The following is a 21,911-nucleotide window of genomic DNA, read 5'->3' on the forward strand; positions in this document are numbered from 1 at the left end:
GGATTCCACCCGCCCTCCCCGCGCGCCACGATGCCATGACCCACCATGCGGCGCGCACCAGCGGTCGGCGCGGCACGATGGCAGCCTCGTAACGGGACAAGCAGGGAAAGAACGGGAAGTGCCGCAGCGGCCCCGGACACGCTGGAGGCGCATCACGGATCGGGAATGGCGTATGACATGCTGCGCCGCGATCCATCGCGCGGCGCACCCGGAAAAGCGTACGACAGGAGTAATGTAACATGCCCGCCGCGCGCTCAAAGCGCAGAAATGCGAGGCAATTCGCGGCGCGGGGCGGCTGCGCGAGGCTGGGCGAACGAGCGCTAAACATGCGCAAAGCAAAAACGGCGCCCTTGGGCGCCGTTTTTGCTTTGCAACTGGAGGCGGAGGTCGGAATCGAACCGGCGTACACGGCTTTGCAGGCCGCTGCATAACCACTCTGCCACCCCGCCAGGTGACGTGATGCTGGATTGTAGCCGCATTCAGCCGATGCTGCCGGCCGGCCTGCCACGGCAATTCAACCCAAACAAAAAGGGAAGCGTTGCTTCCCTTTGGGGATTGGAGCGGGAGACGAGTCTCGAACTCGCGACCTCAACCTTGGCAAGGTTGCGCTCTACCAACTGAGCTACTCCCGCGTACAACTTTTTGCTGCCGGCCCGGCCAGTGCCATGCACGTTGCCGAACCCTTCGATAACCTGGAGCGGGAGACGAGTCTCGAACTCGCGACCTCAACCTTGGCAAGGTTGCGCTCTACCAACTGAGCTACTCCCGCAGGGTACTGCTTCAAAAACTTTTAAGGCATTTTATTTCGCAATTTTGCGCTATCACACAACATCTTGCGCCAAACCTGCCTTATCTCGCTGCTTTCGTTTGCGTCGTCAGCAACGAGAATGAGATTATGCAAAAAGCTCTTCTCTGCGTCAACACCTTTTTGGAATTTCTTTTCACTTCCGGGCGCCGGCACCCGCCACGACACTGCTGCGCTCCCGGATCTGCGGCCAGGCTAGCTTCATGTAATAGATCATCGACCACAGCGTCAGCACCGCGGCCAGGTAGATCATCCACGTGCCCAGCACATAGGCGTCGAAGCCGAACAGCTGACCGCTGAACAGCAGCAGCGGGATCGCGATCATCTGCACTGTGGTCTTCAGCTTGCCGAGAAAGTTCACTGCCACGCTCTTGGACGCGCCGATCTGCGCCATCCACTCGCGCAGCGCCGAGATCGTGATCTCGCGGCCGATGATGACCAGCGCGATCAGGTCGGTGACCCGATCCAGCGCCAGCAGCGACAGCAGCGCAGCCGTCACCATCAGCTTGTCGGCGACCGGGTCCAGGAATGCGCCGAACGACGAGGTCTGGTTCCAGCGCCGCGCCAGGAAGCCGTCGAGCCAGTCCGTCACCGCGGCGATGATAAAGAACGCCGCCGCCGTCAGGTTCTTGGTGTGCATGGGAAGCCATGCGTCGGGCAGGTAGAACACGCCCACCACCAGGGGAATCATGGCGACACGAAGCCAGGTCAGCAGGATCGGAATATTGAAAGGCATGGAACTCGGGCGGCGGGGGAACGTGACCAATCCCGCGATTGTCGCCGATTTCGGGACCAATCGACCATCATTGGTCATTTTCCTGCCCGCGCCGGCAACGCCGCGGGTCAATGCAGCTGCCGGTAGATCTCCTCGGCCAGCCCGCGCGAGATGCCCTCGACGCTGGCCAGCTCGTCGATACTGGCGGCCATCACGCCGCGCAGGCCGCCGAAACGGGTCAGCAGCTTCTGCCGCCGGCGTGCGCCCACGCCTTCGATCTCTTCCAGCCGCGAGGTCGTGCGCGCCTTGGCCCGGCGCGCGCGCATGCCGGTGATGGCGAAGCGGTGGGCCTCGTCGCGGATCTGCGCCACCAGCATCAGCGCCGCGCTGCCCTGCCCCAGCTCCAGCGACGGCCGGCCGTCGGCGAACACCAGCGTCTCCAGGCCGACCTTGCGCCCTTCGCCCTTGGCCACGCCGACCAGCAAGCCGATATCCAGCCCCAGCTCCTCGAATACCTGGCGCGCCACCTCGACCTGGCCCTTGCCGCCGTCGATCAGCACGATCTGCGGCAGCAGCGCGGCGGACTCACCGCCGGCCTGCCCGCCGCCGTCTTCCTGCATCTGCTCGACCAGCTTCTGGTAGCGGCGCGTAAGCACCTGGCGCATGGCGGCATAGTCGTCGCCGGGGATGATGTCCTGGATGTTGTATCGGCGGTATTCGCTGTTCTGCATGTCATGGTGGTGGTACACCACGCACGACGCCTGCGTCGCCTCGCCGGCGGTATGGCTGATATCGAAGCACTCCACCCGCAGCAGCGCCAGGTCTTCCAGGTCCAGGCCGATGGTTTCCGCCAGCGCGCGCGTACGCCCCTCCTGGCTGCCCTGCTCGGCCAGCCGGCGCGACAGCGCCAGCGCCGCGCCCTGCTGCGCCATCTCCAGCCACACCTTGCGCTGGCCCTGCGGCTGGCGCACCAGCGTCACCTTGCGGCCGGCGTGCAGCGACAGCGCCTCCAACACCGCGCCGTCGTCCGGCATATGGCTGACGACGATGATGGGGGGTGCGGATTGCTCCAGGTAGTGCTGCACCATGAAGGCGGACAACACCCGGGCGGCGATGCGCTCGACGGTGAGCGGTAGTGCAGCCTCGGCGGCGCCGGCTTCGTCCAGCGTGTCGCGCTGGTCGGCATCCTCGACGATCATCGCGGCCTCGTCGGCATGGGCCGGGAAATAGGCCTTGTCGCCGAGATGCCGCCCGCCGCGCACCATGGCCAGGTTGACGCAGGCGCGCCCGCCTTCCACCGCCACGGCCAGCACGTCGATATCGCGCGCCTGCCCGCCCACTTCCTCCACCGCCTGGCGCTTGAGCACGGTCGACAGCGCCGCGATCTGGTCCCGCACCGCGGCGGCCTGCTCGAACTCGAGCCGTTCGGCATGCTGCTCCATCTTGCCCTGCAGGCCTTCCAGCACTTCGGTCTGGCGGCCCTGCAGGAAGCGCGCCGCGTTGGCCACGTCACGCGCGTAGTCCTCTTCGCTGATGGCGTTGACGCACGGGCCCGTGCAGCGATGGATCTGGTGCAGCAGGCAAGGCCGGGTGCGGTTGTTGAAGACGGTGTCCTCGCAAGTGCGCAGCTGGAACACCTTCTGCAGGATCTGCATGCTCTCGCGCACCGCATAGGCGCTCGGGAACGGGCCGAAGTACTGGTGCTTGCGGTCGGTGGCGCCGCGGTAGTACGCCATGCGCGGGAAGCGGTGCCCGGTCAGCTTCAGGAACGGGTACGACTTGTCGTCGCGGAACAGGATGTTGTAGCGCGGCGCCAGCGCCTTGATCAGGTTGTTCTCGAGCAGCAACGCCTCGGCCTCGGTGCGCACCACCGTGGTCTCGATACGGGCGATGCGCGCGACCATCATCGCGATGCGCGGCGACAGCTGGGTCTTGGTGAAATAGCTCGAGACCCGCTTCTTCAGGTCGCGCGCCTTGCCGACATACAGCACATTGCCGGCGGCATCGAAATAGCGGTACACGCCGGGCAGGCCCGGCAGGCGCGAGATGACCGGCTTGGGGTCGAAGGGCTCCGGCGGCAATTCGCCCGGAGCGCCCGGAGCTTCGGCGGCGATCTCGGGCTGCACGTCAGCCGGAACGTCGGCCGGCGTTTCGGCCGCCACATCGGCCTCGGGTTTCGGTGAATCGGATTGCTGGTCGGACATTGGGGGACGGTGACCGCTACACGGCTCGCGCGCAACAAAGTGACGCGGCCTCTAAAATCGCAAGTTTAGAGCAATTCAGCGCGCGTCCCGCGCGCGCCTTTACCCGCCATGCCTATCCGCTCCTGGGACATCTTCTGCACCGTGATCGACAATTTCGGCGACATCGGCGTCTGCTGGCGGCTGGCCCGCCAGCTCGCGCAGGAGCACGGGCACGCAGTGCGGCTATGGGTCGATGACCTGGCGAGCTTCGCGCGGCTGGCGCCTGAACTCGATACCGGCGCCACCGTGCAGCGCCTGGCGGGCGTGGAAATTCGTCCGTGGCGGCCGGCAGGCCCGGGTGATGATAGCGACGTGGATGACACCGCCGGGGTGGCGCCACACGATGCCGTCATCGAAGCCTTCGCCTGCGAAGTGCCGCAAGCCTTCCTGGCCCGCATGGCCGCGCGCGACCCCAAGCCCGCCTGGATCAACCTGGAATACATGAGCGCCGAACAGTGGGTGCGGGAGCATCATGCGATGCCCTCGCCCCATCCGCGGCTGCCGCTGGTAAAGCACTTCTTCTTCCCCGGCTTCGAGCCCGGCACCGGCGGCCTGTTGCGGGAATCGATGCTGGGCGCTCAGCGCGCCGCCTTCCTTGGCGGAACAGCCGCCCAGGCTGCCTTGTGGCATCGGCTGAGCGTGACGCCCCGGCCCGACGCGCTGCGGGTGAGCCTGTTTGCCTACCGCAACCCGGCCCTGCCCGCGCTGCTGGAGCAATGGCGCGAAGGCGCCGAGACGGTCCATTGCCTGGTGCCCGCCGGCCTGGCTGCGGACCAGGTCGCCGAATGGCTGGGCGCGCCGCTGCGGATCGGCGACCCGGTGGAACGTGGCAGGCTGTGCGTGCAGCTGATCCCATTCGTACGCCAGGAGCACTTCGACGAACTGCTGTGGGCCTGCGACCTGAACTTCGTGCGGGGCGAGGACTCTTTCGTCCGCGCGCAGTGGGCAGCGCGGCCACTGGTCTGGCATATCTACCCGCAGGACGATGCGGCACACGAGGTCAAGCTCGATGCCTGGCTCGACCTGTTCCGCCAAAGCGGGGTGGCACCCGACGCCGCCGCTGCATTAACCGATTTCTGGCACGCGTGGAACGGCTATGGCGTTCCCGTCGACTGGCCACGCCTGCGAGCGCATCTGGAGGCACTTGCCGCAACCGCGCCGCGCTGGGAGCGGCGCTTGCAGCATCCCGGAGATCTTGCCGCCAACCTGGTGGCGTTTTGCGAAAATCAGGTAAAATAACCGGTTGATTCAAATGGCGACCGGGCCGGAGAACCGGGTCCTCTCCCATGCGTCGAACGCGGGGGCTGAAGACCTGAATGCAAGCTGAGCACGGGGTCGCGAGCGCGTGGATACCGGCTTCGGCGGCTTTCGGTGGAGCATTTGCCCGACCGCAGCGGTAATGCCGGCAGCGCGCCTTCGCCATTCCAGATTCCTACTTTCTTATTCAGGAAAACAGTTCAGATGAAAATCGCACAGGAACTCCGCGTCGGTAACGTGTTCATGATCGGCGGCGATCCGATGGTCGTGCAGAAGGCCGAGTACAACAAGTCGGGCCGCAACGCAGCCGTGGTCAAGATGAAGTACAAGAACCTGCTGACCGACGCCCCGGGCGAGTCGGTGTTCAAGGCCGACGACAAGTTCGAAGTCGTGGTGCTGGAGCGCCGCGAGTGCACCTACTCGTACTTCGCCGACCCGATGTACGTGTTCATGGACGCCGACTACAACCAGTACGAAGTCGAGCAGGACAGCATGGGTGACTCGCTGAACTACCTCGAAGACGGCATGAACGTCGAAGTCGTGTTCTACAACGACAAGGCCATCTCGGTCGAAATGCCGACCACGCTGGTCCGCGAAATCGTCTACACCGAGCCGGCCGTCAAGGGCGACACCTCGTCGGGCAAGGTGCTCAAGGGCGCCAAGATCAACACCGGTTTCGAACTGCAAGTCCCGCTGTTCTGCAACATCGGCGACAAGATCGAAATCGACACCCGTACCGGCGAATACCGCAGCCGCGCCAACTAAGGCGCGCGCAAGGTCCCGGCTCCCACAGCGGGACCGGCAAGGAAAAAGGCAGCCTCGGCTGCCTTTTCTGTTTTTGTACGCCCGCGGATCAGGCGATCAGCTCGTACTCGCGCAGCGTGCGCAGCGCAGCGCGGTATTCGCCTTCGCCCTGCAGCTTGTTCCAGTCCATCGGCTTGCGGCGCGGGAACAGCTTGCGGACGCGGCGCTGCGAGGCCTTGTCGATGCCTGTGTCGAGTTCGGTCAGCAACTGGTCGGCGCGATCCGGGTGGTTGCAGATCAGCACCATGTCGCAGCCTGCCGCCAGCGCGGCGCGCGCGGCCTCGGTCACGTTGCCGGCCACGCTGGCGCCCTCCATGCTGAGGTCGTCACTGAAAATCACGCCTTCGAAGCCCAGTTGCGCGCGCAGCACGTCCTGCAGCCAGTAGCGCGAGAAGCCGGCCGGATTCGGGTCGACCTTGGGATAGATCACGTGCGCCGGCATCACCGACGACAGGCCCAGGCCCAGCCATTCATACGGACGCGCGTCCTGTTCGAGGATCTCGTCCAGCGTACGTTCGTCGACCGGGATCGCCACGTGCGAGTCGGCTTCGACATAGCCGTGGCCGGGAAAGTGCTTGCCGCAGTTGCTCATGCCGGCCAGCAGCAGGCCGTGGTTGAGGTGGCCGGACAGCATCGTCACCACGCGCGGGTCGGCATGAAAGGCGCGGTCGCCGATCACGGCACTGCGCCCGTAGTCGAGGTCCAGCACCGGCGTGAAGCTGAAATCGATGTCGCAGGCGCGCAGCTCGGCCGCCAGCACATAGCCGCATGCCACCGCGGCGCGCGTGGCCGCCAGCACATCGCGGTCCCACAGCTCGCCCAGCCGATGCATCGCCGGCAGGTGGGTAAAGCCGTCGGTCTTGCAACGCTGCACACGGCCGCCTTCATGGTCGATGCAGATCAGCACGTCGTCGCGCACCGCGCGGATCGCGCGCGTCAGCGCCTGCAGCTGCGCGCGCGATTCGAAATTGCGCGCGAATAGGATCACGCCGCCGGTCAGCGGATGCGCGATGCGGCGCGCATCGTCGGTATCGAGCTGCTTGCCGACGACGTCGAGGACCACCGGGCCCGGCCGCTTGCCGGAGTTCTTCTTGGACATGGAAGTGGTTGGATTCACAAGGCTTTGGTTTGAGGAGCCGCCCCGCCGGTGCGCTCGGCAATGGCGAAGGCGACCGCATAGTCATGTTCGTCACTGACACTGACCCGCACGGTGAGACCGCGTTCCGCAAGCCATGCCGCCAGTTCGCCGTGGCATACCGGCGCAGGCTCGCCCGAAGGGAGGTTCATCAGTTCCATCGCGCGCCACGTCATCGGCCAGCGCATGCCCAGGCCGATGGCCTTGGAAAAGGCTTCCTTGGCGGCAAAACGCGTGGACAGGAAGGCGAGCCCGCGCTTCTCGGAACGCGCCTTGCGCGCGTGGTACTTGGCCAGCTCGTTGGGTCCGAGCACCTTCTCCGCGAAGCGGCCGTGGGTGCGTTCCATCACGCCCTGCACGCGGGCGATCTGGATGATGTCGGTGCCGACGCCGTAGATCACGCCGGCGTGCCTGCTACGGGATAACGCGTGCCGAGACGCGCGGCCACCATGATGGCCTTCATCTCGCGCACCGCGTTCTGCCAGCCGGCGAACACCGCATGCGCGACGATGGCATGGCCGATGTTCAGCTCCTTGATGCCGGGCAGCGCCGCGATGGGCTGGACATTGGTGTAGTGCAGGCCGTGTCCGGCGTTGACCACCAGCCCATGCTTCAGGCCTGCGTCGACACCCTCGGCGATGCGGCGGAATTCCGCCGCCTGCTGGTCGGGCGCATGCGCATCGGCATAAGAGCCGGTATGCAGCTCGATCACCGGCGCGCCACACGCGGCCGCGGCGGCGATCTGGTCGGGATCGGCATCGATGAACAGCGACACACGGATGCCGGCGCCGGCCAGCTGCGCGCAGGCGGCCTTGACCTGCTCGAAGCGCCCGGCCACGTCGAGGCCGCCTTCGGTGGTCACTTCTTCGCGGCGCTCGGGCACCAGGCACACGTCCTGCGGGCGGATCTCGCAGGCGATATCGAGCATCTCCTGCGTGATCGCGCATTCGAGGTTCATGCGCGTGGCCAGTTGTGGGCGCAGCGCGCGCACGTCGGCGTCGCGGATATGGCGACGGTCTTCGCGCAGGTGCAGCGTGATCAGGTCCGCGCCGGCTTCCTCAGCCTGCAGCGCAGCCTGGATGGGGTCGGGATACACGGTGCCGCGCGCGTTGCGCAGCGTGGCGACGTGGTCGATATTGACGCCAAGGTCGATGACGCCCGGATTTGCGTGGAAGATCATGCGAGCAGGAGAGATTCGGATTGGAATGATTCGGTCACAGATACTGCAGGTCGATCAGTATCTGGCGCGTTTTCAGCGGTTCGCCTTGCAGATAATAATGCAGCAGGAAGCGCATCAGCGCCCGGCTTTGCGCCGCGGTCTGCGCGCGGCTGTAATCGTCCTGCGCCATGTCGAGCAGCGTCTGGCCCGACACCACCGGCCAGGACGAAGGGTCGCTCGGCTGGGCGCGGCGCACGCCGCGCTCGGGCTGGTAGACATAGTCGAGCCCCGGCTGCACGCGCTCGCCGGTGCTCAGGCACTGGTCGAAGGCCACGGCGAAGCCGGTGTCCTGCAGCAGCACACGCTCGAAGCTGCGCAGCACCAGCCCGGCGGGCTCGCCGTGCGCCAGCCGCGTGAGCGTGGCCAGGTAATGGCGGAACAGCACGGGGTACGCATCTTCGCGCGGGCAGAAGCGCATCACCAGTTCGTTGAGATAGAACGCGGACAGCAGCGCATCGCCAGCCAGCGGCGGCATGCCGCCGACCCATTCGGCCTTGGTCAGCGTCTTTACCTCGCCGCGGCCGCTCCACGACACCGACACCGGATGGAAATGCTGCAGCACCGCGCGCAACGCCGAATGCGGGCGCTTGGCGCCCTTGGCCACCATCGAGATGCGGCCATGGTCGCGCGTGAAGACATCGAGGATCAGGCTGGTCTCGCGATACGGCCAGGCATGCAGCACAAAGCCCGGCTGGTCGGCGACGCGCGATTCGGGCCGTGCCGGCACGATGCGCATGGCGCGGTCCATCATGGCGCGTGCCGCCGCCACATCGCCAACACCAGCCATGCCGGGCAGCGCCTTGCTGTCGAGCAGTTCGGCCGCCTCGTCCACCACCGGGTCGGCGCGGCGGGCGCGGGGCGCCGGCGCGCGCGCGATGTCAGCCGTCTTGCTCAAGGGTCGCTCGCCTTTCGCTCGCAGTGCGCTCACTCGTAGCCGTAGGCCCGCAGTCCGGCTTCGTTGTCGGCCCAGCCGCTCTTCACCTTGATCCACATTTCAAGGTAGACCTTGCCGTCGAACAACTTCTCCATGTCGAGGCGCGCCTCGGTGGAGATCTGCTTGAGCTTGCTGCCCTTGTTGCCGATGATCATGGCCTTGTGCGCGTCGCGCTCGACCAGGATCGTGGCAAAGACGCGTCGCAGCCGGCCCTCGGTCTCGAACTTGTCGATGACCACGGTGCTGGTGTACGGCAGCTCGTCGCCGGTCCAGCGGAACACCTTCTCGCGGATGATTTCCGAGGCGAGGAAGCGCTCGCTGCGATCGGTCATCGCATCGGCGTCATACATCGGCTCGCCTTCCGGCAGGTAGGGCCGGATGATGTCGAACAGCCGCGCGATATGGTCGCGGGTCTTGGCCGACATCGGCACCACTTCGCGGAACGGGAACAGCTGCCCCATCTTTTCCAGGAAGGGCATCATCACTTCCGAGCGGTTCTCGCCGATGCGGTCGAGCTTGTTGGTCACCAGCAGCACCGGCGTGTTCTTCGGCAGCAGCGACAGCACCTTCTCGTCGTCGGCGCCGTAATAGCCGGCCTCGACCACGAACAGGATCAGGTCCACCGACGACAGCGTCGACGTGACCGCGCGGTTCAGCGAACGGTTCAGCGCGCTGGCGTGGCGGGTCTGGAATCCGGGCGTATCGACGAACACATACTGCGCGTCATCCGTGGTCTGGATGCCGACGATGCGGTGCCGCGTGGTCTGCGCCTTGCGCGAGGTGATGCTGATCTTCTGGCCGACCAGCGCGTTCATCAGCGTGGACTTGCCCACGTTGGGGCGGCCGACGATGGCCACGGTGCCGCAGCGGAACGCCGCGGCCGGGGTATCCGCCGCGTCTTGCTGCGGATGGTTAGATTCGGTCATTCCTTCAACCTGAGAGACAGCTGCGGGTCCTGCGGCTGGGGTTGCTTGCGGGTCTTGCCGGTGCGCTCGGCGCGGCTGCGCTTGAGCAGCTGCGGTACCAGCTTCTGGACTTCGTCCAGCGCCAGCTTGGCGGCGGCCTGCTCGGCGGCGCGCCGCGAGGCACCGGTGCCGAACACCCGGACTTCCAGTTTAGGCACCGTGCACTCGACTTCAAACTGCTGGCTGTGCGCGGCCCCGTGGGTGGCGATTACGTTATATTGCGGCAGCGCGATCTTGTGGCCCTGCAGGTATTCCTGCAGCAGGGTCTTGGCGTCCTTGCCGAGCGTACGCGGGTCCACCTGCTCCAGGATCGGGATATAGAGCTTGCGGATCAGCGCGCGCGCGGCCTCGAAGCCGGTATCGAGGAAGACCGCGCCAACAATGGCTTCGAGCGCGTCGGCGAGAATCGACGGACGGCGGAAACCGCCGCTCTTCAACTCGCCCTCGCCCAGGCGCAGCGTCTCGGACAGCTGCAGCATCTGGGCGATCTCATACAGGGCCTGCTGCTTGACCAGGTTGGCCCGCACGCGCGACAGGTCGCCTTCGTCGAGCTTGCCGAACATGCCATAGAGCATGTCCGCCACCGCGCAGTTGAGCACCGAATCGCCCAGAAACTCGAGGCGTTCGTTGTGCTGGGCGCTGTGGCTGCGGTGCGTCAGCGCCTGCTGCAGCAATTCTGGCTTGCTGAATCGGTAGCCGAGTCGTTGCTGCAAGGCGTCGAGGTTCATATCAGTGCTGCGTTCCCGAATAGGTGATCAGAAGACTCAGGGGTCCGTAGACGGGCACTTCGGTCCGGTACGAAAAATCGACCGAGCGGATGTTGCCGTTATCGTCCTCGCGGACCAGCAGGTCTTCGCCCTTGACTGCGGCAATCCGGTCGATGGCTGCCTGTTTGTCGAAATACTCGACGACTTCACGTTTGTTGACTGCGCGCTGCTTCGCGAAGCTGGCGGCGCGCTTGACTGAAAAATACTCCACCAGGCTCGGGATCGAGCGTACGGCCGGCAAGGCCACGCCAATCACGAAGACCACGACCACCAGCAGCGTCCAGACGGAAAAACCGCCCTGCCCGCGGCGCCGTGGCCCGGCCTGCCCGTACTTCCGGCCTTGTTCTTTCCCCTTAACCTTCCCGGTCTGACCCATTTGCGCTTGCCCTCTGTTGTGTTGAGTGTTCTTGCGCCGCGCGGATTGGCTTATTTAAAGGAGCCCACGCGTCCGAAATTGCCCAGGTTCATCCAGATGACAAAAGCCTTGCCGACGATATTCTCGTCCGGCACGAATCCCCAGTAGCGGGAGTCGAGGCTGTTGTCCCGGTTGTCGCCCATCACGAAATAGCGACCTGCAGGTACCTTGCACGTCACACCCTGCTGATTGTAAGTGCAGTTTTCCCGGTAAGGGAAATCCGGGTCGGCGCCCGCCACGAACGCCGGCCGGTCGGCATCGTTAAGGATGCCATGGTCGACGCTGCCGGGCAGTTTTTCGCGGAAATGCTTGGAATACGCCAGGCGCTCTTCGTCCAGGAAATCCGGCAGCACCGTGTATTCGGCCGGCTTGCCATTGATGGTCAGCCGCTTGTTGAAATACTGCACCGTGTCGCCCGGCACGCCGATGACGCGCTTGATGTAATCGAGCGACTGGTCCTTCGGGTAGCGGAACACCATCACGTCGCCGCGCTGGGGCTCGCGCATGTCCATGATTTTCTTGTTCACCACCGGCAGGCGGATGCCGTATTCATACTTGTTGACCAGGATGAAGTCGCCGATCAGCAGCGTCGGGATCATCGAGCCCGACGGGATCTTGAACGGCTCGACCACGAACGAGCGCAGCACGAACACCGCCAGGATCACCGGGAAGAAGCTGGCCGAGTATTCCAGCCACCACGGCTGGCGCAGCTTTTCTTCGGCCAGGCGCTTGCGCGTGGCGTCGGCATCGGTCGCGCCAAAGCCGCCTTGCAGCGCCGCCTGGCGGGAATCGAATTCGGCCAGCGCCAGCCGCGCCGAGGCGCGGCGCTGCCGCTCGAACACGAGCTTGTCCGCGACCCACGCAACACCCGTAATCACCACCAGCACAAAAAGGATCAGTGCAAAATTCATGACGGCTTCTGGTTCTTGGAAATCCTGGTACAGCCTGTTCTGTTACGCGCACGGCGAACCGCTGCGCGTGGCATCGTGCTGCCGGTGCCTTACTTGTCGTCCACCTGCAGGATGGCCAGGAAGGCCTCCTGCGGGATCTCGACCGTACCCACCTGCTTCATGCGCTTCTTGCCGGCCTTCTGCTTTTCCAGCAGCTTCTTCTTGCGGCTGATATCGCCGCCGTAGCACTTGGCCAGCACGTTCTTGCGCAGCGCCTTGACGTTCTCGCGCGCGATGATATTCGAGCCGATCGCCGCCTGGATCGCCACGTCGTACATCTGGCGCGGAATGATCTCGCGCATCTTGGCTGCTACTTCGCGGCCGCGGTATTGCGAGTTGGAGCGGTGCACGATCACCGACAGCGCATCGACCTTGTCGCTGTTGATCAGGATATCGACCTTGACCACATCCGACGGGCGATATTCCTTGAACTCGTAGTCCATCGACGCATAGCCGCGCGAAACCGACTTCAGGCGGTCGAAAAAGTCCATCACGATTTCCGCCATCGGGATTTCGTAGGTCAGCTGCACCTGCTTGCCGTGGTAGCTCATGTTGATCTGCGTGCCGCGCTTCTGCGTGCACAGCGTGATCACCGAGCCGACATATTCCTGCGGCATGTACAGGTTGACCGTGACGATCGGTTCCAGGATCGCCTCGATCTTGCTCGGGTCCGGCATCTTCGCCGGATTTTCAACCGTGATCATGGTGCCGTCGCGCATCTCGACCTGGTACACCACCGTCGGCGCGGTCGTGATCAGGTCCATGTCGAACTCGCGCTCCAGGCGTTCCTGCACGATTTCCATGTGCAGCAGGCCCAGGAAGCCGCAGCGGAAGCCGAAGCCCAGTGCCTGCGACACTTCCGGCTCGAACATCAGCGAGGCGTCATTCAGCCGGAGCTTTTCCAGGGACTCGCGCAGCGCTTCATACTGGTTGGCTTCAACCGGATACAGGCCGGCAAACACCTGCGGCTTGACTTCCTTGAAACCCGGCAGCGGCGCCTCGGCCTTGCGCTGCACCGTGGTGATGGTGTCGCCCACCTTGGCGGCCTTCAGTTCCTTGATGCCGGCGATGACAAAGCCCACCTGGCCTGCAGTCAGCGAATCGCGCTGGATCGACTTGGGCGTGAACACGCCCACCTGCTCGACCAGGTGCTGCGCGCCGGTGGCCATCAGCAGGACCTTGTCCTTGGTGCGCAGCGTGCCGTTGACCACGCGCACCAGCATTACCACGCCGACATAGTTGTCGAACCAGGAATCGATGATCAGCGCCTGCAGCGGTGCGTCAGTATCGCCCTTGGGCGGCGGCACCTTGGCGATCAGGGCTTCGATCACGTCCTGCACGCCCTGGCCTGTCTTGGCCGAGCACGGCGTGGCATCCTGCGCGTCGATGCCGATGACGTCCTCGATCTCCTGGATCGCGTTCTCGGGGTCGGCCTGCGGCAGGTCGATCTTGTTCAGCACGGGCACCACTTCCACGCCCAGCTCGATCGCGGTGTAGCAGTTGGCCACGGTCTGCGCCTCGACGCCCTGCGAGGCGTCGACCACCAGCAGCGCGCCTTCGCAGGCGGACAGCGAGCGGCTGACTTCATAGCTGAAGTCGACGTGCCCCGGGGTATCAATCAGGTTCAGGTTGTAGACCTTGCCGTCACGCGCCTTGTAAGACAGCGCGGCGGTCTGGGCCTTGATGGTGATGCCGCGCTCTTTCTCGATATCCATCGAGTCGAGGACCTGCGCTTCCATCTCCCGATCCGACAGCCCTCCACAGAGCTGAATGATCCGGTCGGCCAGGGTGGACTTCCCATGGTCGATGTGGGCAATGATCGAGAAATTACGGATATGGTCCATCTAGTGTTCAGGGGAGCGCCGGCAATAGGGCCCGGGCGGCAACAACGGTTCGTCGCAGTTCGAAAATGGCCCGGCGCCGCGCGCCGGCAGGCGTGCGCGGGCGTGCCGCAAAGGTCAGGGGCGCAATTTTTGCGCCAATCCGCAATTTTACCGGATTTTCAAAGGCTTCCGGGTCGCGAAATGGCCACGCTGTAAGCGTGCCAGGCGCAGTCAGCGGCTGGCGCGGGCGCCGCCGTGTGCCGCAAGCCACACCCGCACCGCGCCATCATCGAGGAAATAGTGACAAAGCTGCGCGGCACCGCTGTCGAGCGCCTCCGGTGGCCCTGGCATCAAGACCGGGACCAGTTCGCCGAAGCGGTCTTCCAGGCCGGCGTCGCTGTCGACATCCACCTCATGCAGCACGAAAGAAAAATCGCGCCGGAGCGACTCCAGCGCGACCTTCATGTCGTCGCACAGATGGCAGTATGCCCGGCCGTAGATCGTCAGAACGGGCATGCCATCGACGGGTAGCCGATCAGCGGTTGGCGGTGGCACCCGGGCGCAGCGTCAACACCTGGGTGGCGTCGCCGCGCCGCACGAACACCGCAGCGATCCGGCTCTTGTCCAGCCCGCGCACCAGCTCGTTGAACTGACGCGCGTTGGTCACGTCGGTGTCGCCCAGGCGCAGGATGATGTCGCCCGGACGAATGCCGGCGCGCAGCGCAGGACCGTCGGCCAGCTCTACCTCGACGCCCGACTTGAGCTTGAGCTCCTTCAGGCGCGTGTCGGGCAGGTCGGTGACCACCAGCCCCAGCGCGTTCGGCTTGCTGGTCTGCGCGCTGTCTTCCTTGGGCGCCGCGCTGCGGCTGGCGCGCGCCTTGCCGTCCGGCTCCAGCTCGGCGACAGTGATGGTGACCTCCCGGGTCGCGCCCTTGCGCCACAACTGCAGCGGCACGCGCGCGCCCGGCTTGGTATCGCCGACCATGCGCGGCAGGTCCGAAGCGCGCTCGATATCGCGGCCGTTGAACTTCAGGATGATGTCGCCGGCCTCGATGCCGGCCTTCTCGGCGGGGCCGCCCGGCTCGACGCTGCCGACCAGTGCGCCGCGCGCACGGCCCAGTCCCAGCGAATCGGCCACTTCCTTGGTGACGTCGCCGATCGCCACCGCGATCCGGCCGCGGGTCACGCGGCCAGCGGTCTTGAGCTGCTCCGACACGCGCATCGCCTCGTCGATCGGGATCGCGAAGGAAATGCCCATGTAGCCGCCGCTGCGGCTGTAGATCTGCGAGTTGATGCCGATCACTTCGCCGCGCAGGTTAATCAGCGGGCCGCCCGAGTTGCCGGGGTTGACCGCCACGTCGGTCTGGATAAACGGCACATAGTCGCCGGTATCGCGCCCCTTGGCCGAAACGATGCCGGCAGTCACGCTGTTATCCAGCCCGAACGGCGAGCCGATGGCCAGCACCCACTCGCCGGCGCGGACTTTCTCCGAGTCGCCCAGCGGCAGGCGCGGCAGGTTGTTGGCATCGACCTTCAGCAGCGCCACGTCGGTACGCTTGTCCGAGCCGATCAGCTTGGCCTTGAACTCGCGCTTGTCCGGCAGCGTCACGTAAATGGTCTCGGCGTCCGCCACCACATGCGCGTTGGTCATCACATAACCATCGGCGCTGATGATGAAGCCCGAGCCTACGCCGCGGCTCTGCTCTTCCTGCTGCGGCGGCTGCGGCTGCCCGCGGCGAGGCGGCGTGCCCGGGGCCGGCGCGCCCGGCATGGGCACGCCAAAGAAGCGCCGGAAGAACTCGGCCATTTCATCGTCACCGGGGGCGCCGCCGCGTTGGCGCACGCGCTCGGTGGTGCGGATATTGACCACCGCGGGGCTGGCCTTTTCCACCAGGTCGGTGAAATCAGGCAGGTTGTAGCTGTTGGCGGCAGCCTGGGCGTGGCTGACTTCGGCCACGGTCGGGCCGAGCACCAACATGGCAGCCATGACCACGGCACGCGCCAGGGCTGGAGATCTGAAAGTCATCGACAACTCCCGGGATTCAGCGAAAGAAGAAAAAACCGATACGATCCCGTGGCTGGGACCCCATGCGCAGGATTCATGGGCCAGCACCCGGAATGGGCATTCCGAGGCGCCGGCTGCACCCGCGTCAGGCTCAGTGTACCGCCTTGGGCTGCCGGTACTCTACGGCCGTCGCAAACTGGCGTACGGTGCTCGCCGGCACTTCGCCGACGACGGTAATCCAGTAATCGGCAATGCGGCGCACCACGACCTGGGTTGCGCCGAGCGCGGCCACGCCTTCGCGGCGCACGCGCTGCTCGGAAACCGGCTCGATGAACACCGACAGGCCGGTCAGCCCGTCACTGTAGACCACCTGCAGGACTTCGAAGACCTGGCCGCGGCTGTTGCCGGGCGCCGAGGCCCGCAGCTCGCCCAGCGGCCGCCGCACCTCGCGGATTTTCTGGAAACCCTTCAGCGGCACGGCGATCGTCCAGCCTTCGTCTGCAATGTTGGTCGGCTGGTAATTCACCTCGTAGTGGTTCCAGTTGCTGGCACTCTTGATGGCAGCAAGGATGCGCTGCTTTTCAGACGGCACCCCGATCTGGACTTGCGAGAACGCCACCTGCTCCAGCACCTTGCCGCCATCGCCAACGGTCTGCGCACGCATCAGCAAGCCGGAATTCTTTTCGGCCCACAGGCGCACCGCATAGCGAGCGGCATCGTGCGGCTCCAGCGCGAACACCTCGCAATCCATGCCGGCCACCCGCTCCGCGGGCATCCTGCGCATGTCGTAGAGCTCGAGCACATCGTTCTTGTTGGTGGCAAGCAGCGCCGGGAAGCGGTCCTTGGCTTCCTGCTTCTCCACCACCACGAGCTTGGCTTCCGGAATCAGGCTGTGCACCACGTCATTCTGGCGCAGCACCTCGCGCGGCTTGCCGTCCAGCGTTTCCAGGCGCTCGTACTCGTTGTTGACCAGGTCGCTGTAATGCTGGATGCGCGACGCATGCATGACGCTGCCGCGCTGGTAGATCAGCGTGCCGACATAGTTCTCGCGTTGCGCGGCTTTGTGGATCTTGTTGAGCCAGGCGGTGGCGTCGCGTCGGTTCAGCGTACTGTCCGACGGCTGCGCGGTTGCCGCTGCAGCAGTCAGACACAAGGCCAGAAAAAGGGACCTACGCAGGGCCCCAATTCTCTGTGCGCCCGCTACATAGGCGGACGACCGTCCTTTATGCATGTCCGGCATTATTCCTGCGTATTTTCCTGAGAGAAGCTGGCGCCGTTGGCAACCGTGCGCATGGTCGGCACGAATGCATCCGTTGCCACCGACGTGCGATGGGCACGCAGGTATTCGTCGAGTCGCGGGTCGCGAATCATCTGGGTTTCGGCCACGGTGACGATGCCGGCGGCCGGCGCGGCTGCGGACGGTTCCGCGCGCGCCACCACGGCTTGGGGCGTGGCCAGGCCGGTGGGTCCGCGCATCTGCGGCACCACCACCCAGCTGACCGCTGCGACGGCGGCCGCGATCGCGGTACCCGGCAAGGCGCGGCGCACCCACGACGGCCTGAACAGCAGGCGGTGGCGGGCGCTGCCTTGCGCCACGGCCGGCACCAGCACATGCGGCTCGGCCTCCAGGCGCGCGGAGAAGCGAGAGAGGAAATCGGCGGTGGAGCCAGCATGCGTCAGGTCTTCCGAGCGTAGCGCATCGCCGATCAACTGGTATGTGCTCCAGTCCACCATGCCGGCATCGCCTTTCGCGAGATCAAGCACGGCATCGACTTCGTGCGGCGCGAGTTCGCCATCCATCAGAACGGAGATCTGCTCCGCTGCTTCCACTACATGAACCGACTGCTTATGAGCCTGACCCATTTCCCACCCCAAGACATTCCATTGAACACCGATAATCCCGTCTACTGCTGTCGCTTATCGATGCAGGAATAGGCTGCAACGCTGGCCGCACGACATCGTTCTTTGCTACCGAACTACTACCACCACCGGAACCACTACCACCGCTTGCCCTCTGCCGTTCCCAGCAGCGGACGCAATCTTTCGGCAATCGCCTCGCGCGCACGGAAGATCCGCGAGCGCACCGTGCCGATCGGACATCCCATCGCCTCCGCGATTTCCTCATAGCTGAGGCCCTCGATCTCGCGCAGCGTAATGGCGGTCCGCAATTCCTCCGGCAGTGCTTCCATCGCGCGGTTCACCGTCTCGGCAACCTGGCGCGTATGGAGCATCGACTCCGGCGTATTGATATCCCTTAGTTGCTCACCGTCCGCAAAAGTTTCAGCCTCTTCCGCATCGATGTCGCTCGACGCTTCCGGGCGGCGGCCCTGGGTAGCCAGGTAGTTCTTGGCCGTATTGACGGCGATCCGGTACAGCCACGTGTAGAAGGCGGACTCCCCGCGAAACTGGGGCAAGGCGCGATATGCCTTGATAAAGGCATCCTGCGCCACATCCTCGACTTCGGCGGGGTCCCTCACCAGGCGCGAGATCAGGCGAATGATCTTCCGATGGTATTTGGTCACCAGAAGTTCAAAGGCCCGCTTGTCGCCCTGCTGGACGCGTTCAACTAGGAGCTGATCGGCTTCGCGTTCGCTCACGTATGGCTCACCTGCAGTGTATCTCTTGGTTTGGTCGTCACGACAAACGTTGTATTTTACCTACGATTCTCCGCCCGCCCCGTCGAGCAACGCGCATCCTGTGACCGTGAATTAACAATTTCGTTCCCTCGTGGCCGCATCGGGTTGCACCTGGAGTGCAACTCTGGCAGCGCGCTGCAACCGCCGCGAGAGTTCCGGCGACGCGGCTTGCCAGGGGAGGAAGACGGCACCCGGCAAGCCAGGCGCGCGGGAGGCCAGGCGCAAGACAGCGACGCCGCCCGCCTGCCAGAATCCGCTCACCACTACTTCGTGGCGGCTGGCGGATGCTTCAATACGGACTCGCAGCGGCCCTCTGCCGTCGGGTGCCGGCAGCAGCGCCGTGCAGCGCCAGCGCAAGGCACACGTCCATCGGCGCCAGCTGCGCACAATCACCACGCCGGTGGCGAAGGGCAGCGGAGCCAGCGCGCCATGCCACCACAGCATGCCGGCCGGGCTGGCGGCAACGGTGTCGGCCAGCGCGGACACGAGCAGCCCCACCGCAGCCGCTTCACCGGCGCAGAACACGAACAGGGCCCACCGCAACGGGTGGACCCTGTCCTGGCGCAGCCCGCGAAGGGCCCGCCTCAACCACGGATCAGACGCGGCGGAAGACAAGCGTGCCGTTGGTACCGCCGAAACCGAAGTTGTTCTTCACCGCAACGTCGATCTTCATCTCGCGCGCCGTGTTGGCCACGTAGTCCAGGTCGCATTCCGGATCCTGGTTGTCGATGTTGATCGTCGGCGGCGACACCTGGTTGTGCACGGCCAGCACGGTGAAGACCGATTCCAGGCCGCCGGCGCCGCCCAGCAGGTGGCCGGTCATCGACTTGGTCGAGTTCACCACCATCTTGTAGGCCTGGTCGCCGAACGCTGCCTTGATAGCATCGGATTCGTTCTTGTCGCCGAGCGGCGTCGAGGTGCCATGCGCGTTCAGGTAATGCACCTGGTCCGCGTTGATGCCTGCGTCCTTCAGCGCGTTGACCATGCAGCGGCGCGGGCCGTCCATGTTCGGCGCGGTCATGTGGAACGCATCGCCGCTCATGCCGAAGCCGATCAGCTCGGCATAGATGCGCGCGCCGCGCGCCTTGGCCGACTCGTACTCTTCCAGCATCATCACGCCGGCGCCCTCGCCCAGCACGAAGCCGTCGCGGTCCTTGTCCCACGGGCGCGAGGCTGCGGCCGGATCGTCGTTGCGGGTCGACAGCGCGCGGGCCGCGGCGAAGCCGCCGATACCCAGCGGCGACACCGTCGACTCGGCGCCGCCTGCCAGCATGGCGTCGGCGTCGCCGGCCTGGATCAGGCGCGCGGCCAGGCCGATGCTGTGCAGGCCGGTCGTGCACGCGGTCACGGCAGCCAGGTTCGGGCCCTTGATGCCGTGGATGATCGACAGGTGGCCAGCGATCATGTTGATGATCGAGCCCGGCACGAAGAACGGCGAAATGCGGCGCGGACCGCGCTCGGTCAGCACCGCCTTGGTCTCTTCGATCATCGGCAGGCCGCCGATGCCCGAGCCGACCAGTACGCCGATACGCTCGGCGTTGGCTTCGGTCACTTCCAGGCCGCTGTCCTTCAGGGCCTGCGTACCCGCGGCGATGCCGTAATGGATAAAGGTATCCATATTGCGGGCTTCCTTGGCCGGGATGTAATCCTCAGCATTGAAGCCCTTCACTTCACCGGCGAAATGCACGGAAAGCGCGGAGTGATCGAATTTGGTGATGGTGGCGATGCCGGACTTGCCGGCTACCAGGTTGGCCCAGCCTTCGGCAACCGTGTTTCCGACCGGAGACACAAGGCCAAGCCCAGTGACGACGACGCGACGACGGCTCACTATGTTTTCCTACGGGTGCGTGAAGAGGCAACGGAACGACGGATCAGCCTGCCGCCGGGCGACGGGCGCGGCGTACAGGCGCATTCCATTCTGCGTCTTCGAACAGACGAAAGCCACAGAAAACAGCAAGGCAAGGCCGCGACGGCCCGCCCACCTGCCTTCTGTGGCTCGGAATTCAGATACGACGGGCTCAGGCCTTGACGTGCGCGGTGGCGTAGTCGATAGCCTGTTGCACGGTCGTGATCTTTTCGGCTTCCTCATCGGGAATTTCCATGCCGAATTCATCTTCCAACGCCATCACGAGTTCAACCGTGTCCAGCGAGTCCGCACCGAGGTCGTTCACGAACGAGGATTCGTTCTTGATGTCTGCCTCGGCCACGCCAAGCTGTTCTGCCACGATTTTCTTGACGCGTTGTTCGATATTGTCCATGTAACCCTCCAGGGAAGTTCGACAAAAAGTGGGCGCATTTTAGCAGGTTTGGGACGACAGAAATGCCGCCTGCCAAGCTTTGCAAGAATCGCGCCCGTTTGGTTCGGAAAACTACGACTTCACTACGGCTTCAGGCGGCTTCTTCCGGCTTCTCGCCGGAAAAGCGCCACCCAAAAAGCCGATTAATTCATGTACATCCCGCCATTCACATGCAGCGTGGTGCCGGTGATGTAGGCGGCTTGCGGACCGGCCAGGAAGGCCACCGCGTTGGCGATATCCTCGGGCTGCCCCAGGCGGCCCAGCGGAATCTGCTGCTTGAGCGAAGCATGCTGCTCTTCGGACAGCGCCTTGGTCATGTCGGTATCAATGAAACCCGGCGCGACGCAGTTGACGGTCACGTTGCGGCTGCCGATCTCGGCGGCCAGCGAGCGGGTCATGCCGGCCACGCCGGCCTTGGCGGCCGAGTAGTTCATCTGGCCGGGGTTGCCGACCGAGCCGACCACCGAAGTGATATTGATGATACGGCCCTGGCGCGCCTTCATCATCGGGCGCAGCACCGCGCGCGACAGTCGGAAAACCGAGGTCAGGTTGGTCTGGATGACCGCGACCCAGTCCTCGTCCTTCATCCGCATCGCCAGCTGGTCCTGCGTGATACCGGCATTGTTGACCAGCACGCCGATGCCGCCGTGGGTCTTCACGATCTCGTCGATCAGGGCATCGCAAGCGGCCGCGTCATTGACGTTCAGCACCGCGCCCTTGCCCTTCAGGCCTTCTGCGCCGAGGTATTCGGTGATGCCGGCGGCGCCGGACTCGCTGGTGGCGGTGCCGATCACGGTGGCGCCCTGGCGGGCAAGTTCCAGCGCGATGGCGCGGCCGATGCCGCGCGAGGCGCCGGTGACCAGCGCAACCTGGTTATCGAGAAGTTTGGTCATGCAGAATGTCCTTTCGTGCTCTTTTGTCCTGGACTGACTACCTGGGCT

Annotated in this window: 22 protein-coding genes and 3 tRNA genes; 2 read left to right on the forward strand and 23 right to left on the reverse strand. The window is 64.9% G+C overall.

Annotation, left to right across the window (positions count from 1 at the left end):
* Positions 1–375: 375 nt before the first annotated feature.
* From IPF36_RS32350 to uvrC, 5 genes are all read right to left on the reverse strand, one after another.
* Positions 376–449 (reverse strand) — tRNA-Cys (locus tag IPF36_RS32350).
* Positions 450–556: 107 nt separating this feature from the next.
* Positions 557–632 (reverse strand) — tRNA-Gly (locus IPF36_RS32355).
* A gap of 61 nt (positions 633–693) precedes the next feature.
* Positions 694–769, reverse strand: a tRNA-Gly gene (locus IPF36_RS32360).
* A gap of 172 nt (positions 770–941) precedes the next feature.
* Positions 942–1,541 carry a CDP-diacylglycerol--glycerol-3-phosphate 3-phosphatidyltransferase gene (gene pgsA / locus IPF36_RS32365; RefSeq protein ID WP_133095547.1) on the reverse strand — a complete coding sequence of 200 codons (600 nt, stop codon included), beginning with the start codon at positions 1,539–1,541 and terminating at the stop codon, positions 942–944.
* Positions 1,542–1,648: 107 nt separating this feature from the next.
* Positions 1,649–3,724, reverse strand: coding sequence for an excinuclease ABC subunit UvrC (gene uvrC / locus IPF36_RS32370; protein ID WP_195432099.1), 2,076 nt, complete (start codon positions 3,722–3,724; stop codon positions 1,649–1,651).
* Positions 3,725–3,832: 108 nt separating this feature from the next.
* On the opposite strand from uvrC, the gene earP reads away from it, so the two are divergent.
* Positions 3,833–5,002 carry an elongation factor P maturation arginine rhamnosyltransferase EarP gene (gene earP / locus IPF36_RS32375; protein ID WP_195432103.1) on the forward strand — a complete coding sequence of 390 codons (1,170 nt, stop codon included), beginning with the start codon at positions 3,833–3,835 and terminating at the stop codon, positions 5,000–5,002.
* A gap of 222 nt (positions 5,003–5,224) precedes the next feature.
* Positions 5,225–5,785: an elongation factor P gene (efp, locus tag IPF36_RS32380; RefSeq protein WP_133095544.1), complete on the forward strand. Its 561-nt coding sequence runs from the start codon at positions 5,225–5,227 to the stop codon at positions 5,783–5,785.
* 88 nt (positions 5,786–5,873) lie between these two features.
* Here the strand turns inward: efp and nagZ are convergent, their stop codons facing one another.
* The 18 genes from nagZ to fabG form a co-directional block, all read right to left on the reverse strand.
* Positions 5,874–6,923, reverse strand: a complete 1,050-nt coding sequence (gene nagZ / locus IPF36_RS32385) for a beta-N-acetylhexosaminidase (protein WP_135705560.1) — start codon at positions 6,921–6,923, stop codon at positions 5,874–5,876.
* 14 nt (positions 6,924–6,937) lie between these two features.
* The gene (acpS, locus tag IPF36_RS32390) at positions 6,938–7,360 is read right to left on the reverse strand and encodes a holo-ACP synthase (RefSeq protein ID WP_133095542.1); all 423 of its coding nucleotides are present in this window, start codon (positions 7,358–7,360) and stop codon (positions 6,938–6,940) included.
* Positions 7,357–8,139, reverse strand: coding sequence for a pyridoxine 5'-phosphate synthase (pdxJ, locus tag IPF36_RS32395; protein WP_195432105.1), 783 nt, complete (start codon positions 8,137–8,139; stop codon positions 7,357–7,359). Before pdxJ ends, acpS begins: the two co-directional genes overlap by 4 nt.
* A gap of 34 nt (positions 8,140–8,173) precedes the next feature.
* Entirely contained in the window at positions 8,174–9,073 is a 900-nt protein-coding gene (recO, locus tag IPF36_RS32400; RefSeq protein ID WP_133095540.1) for a DNA repair protein RecO, read from the reverse strand.
* A gap of 29 nt (positions 9,074–9,102) precedes the next feature.
* Positions 9,103–10,038 (reverse strand): GTPase Era, encoded by a 936-nt coding sequence (era, locus tag IPF36_RS32405; protein ID WP_133095539.1) that lies wholly within the window; start codon positions 10,036–10,038, stop codon positions 9,103–9,105.
* Positions 10,035–10,805, reverse strand: coding sequence for a ribonuclease III (gene rnc, locus IPF36_RS32410; protein ID WP_133095538.1), 771 nt, complete (start codon positions 10,803–10,805; stop codon positions 10,035–10,037). The genes era and rnc overlap by 4 nt, the downstream gene beginning before the upstream one ends.
* A gap of 1 nt (position 10,806) precedes the next feature.
* Complete coding sequence (locus IPF36_RS32415) at positions 10,807–11,220, reverse strand: DUF4845 domain-containing protein (RefSeq protein ID WP_135705563.1); 414 nt, start codon at positions 11,218–11,220, stop codon at positions 10,807–10,809.
* Positions 11,221–11,270: 50 nt separating this feature from the next.
* Positions 11,271–12,170, reverse strand: a complete 900-nt coding sequence (gene lepB / locus IPF36_RS32420) for a signal peptidase I (protein WP_195432106.1) — start codon at positions 12,168–12,170, stop codon at positions 11,271–11,273.
* 89 nt (positions 12,171–12,259) lie between these two features.
* The gene (gene lepA / locus IPF36_RS32425; RefSeq protein ID WP_135705564.1) at positions 12,260–14,053 is read right to left on the reverse strand and encodes a translation elongation factor 4; all 1,794 of its coding nucleotides are present in this window, start codon (positions 14,051–14,053) and stop codon (positions 12,260–12,262) included.
* A 210-nt stretch (positions 14,054–14,263) separates the two neighbouring features.
* Positions 14,264–14,548: a glutaredoxin family protein gene (locus IPF36_RS32430; protein WP_133095535.1), complete on the reverse strand. Its 285-nt coding sequence runs from the start codon at positions 14,546–14,548 to the stop codon at positions 14,264–14,266.
* Positions 14,549–14,567: 19 nt separating this feature from the next.
* Complete coding sequence (locus IPF36_RS32435) at positions 14,568–16,058, reverse strand: DegQ family serine endoprotease (RefSeq protein ID WP_133095534.1); 1,491 nt, start codon at positions 16,056–16,058, stop codon at positions 14,568–14,570.
* A gap of 130 nt (positions 16,059–16,188) precedes the next feature.
* Positions 16,189–17,268 carry a MucB/RseB C-terminal domain-containing protein gene (locus IPF36_RS32440; protein WP_133095533.1) on the reverse strand — a complete coding sequence of 360 codons (1,080 nt, stop codon included), beginning with the start codon at positions 17,266–17,268 and terminating at the stop codon, positions 16,189–16,191.
* 8 nt (positions 17,269–17,276) lie between these two features.
* Positions 17,277–17,900, reverse strand: a complete 624-nt coding sequence (locus IPF36_RS32445; RefSeq protein WP_195432107.1) for a sigma-E factor negative regulatory protein — start codon at positions 17,898–17,900, stop codon at positions 17,277–17,279.
* A gap of 134 nt (positions 17,901–18,034) precedes the next feature.
* Complete coding sequence (gene rpoE / locus IPF36_RS32450; protein WP_012353313.1) at positions 18,035–18,634, reverse strand: RNA polymerase sigma factor RpoE; 600 nt, start codon at positions 18,632–18,634, stop codon at positions 18,035–18,037.
* Positions 18,635–18,745: 111 nt separating this feature from the next.
* Positions 18,746–19,216, reverse strand: a complete 471-nt coding sequence (locus tag IPF36_RS32455) for a hypothetical protein (protein ID WP_240745886.1) — start codon at positions 19,214–19,216, stop codon at positions 18,746–18,748.
* Between the two features lie 52 nt (positions 19,217–19,268).
* The gene (gene fabF / locus IPF36_RS32460) at positions 19,269–20,501 is read right to left on the reverse strand and encodes a beta-ketoacyl-ACP synthase II (protein WP_063238294.1); all 1,233 of its coding nucleotides are present in this window, start codon (positions 20,499–20,501) and stop codon (positions 19,269–19,271) included.
* A gap of 190 nt (positions 20,502–20,691) precedes the next feature.
* A complete protein-coding gene (gene acpP / locus IPF36_RS32465; protein ID WP_008644813.1) occupies positions 20,692–20,931 on the reverse strand; it encodes an acyl carrier protein in 240 nt (79 codons plus the stop codon).
* Positions 20,932–21,113: 182 nt separating this feature from the next.
* Complete coding sequence (fabG, locus tag IPF36_RS32470) at positions 21,114–21,863, reverse strand: 3-oxoacyl-ACP reductase FabG (RefSeq protein ID WP_133095531.1); 750 nt, start codon at positions 21,861–21,863, stop codon at positions 21,114–21,116.
* Positions 21,864–21,911: the final 48 nt, after the last annotated feature.

The sequence above is a fragment of the Cupriavidus sp. IK-TO18 genome, assembly GCF_015549295.1.
In the GTDB taxonomy this organism is placed as follows: Bacteria; Pseudomonadota; Gammaproteobacteria; order Burkholderiales; family Burkholderiaceae; genus Cupriavidus; species Cupriavidus oxalaticus_A.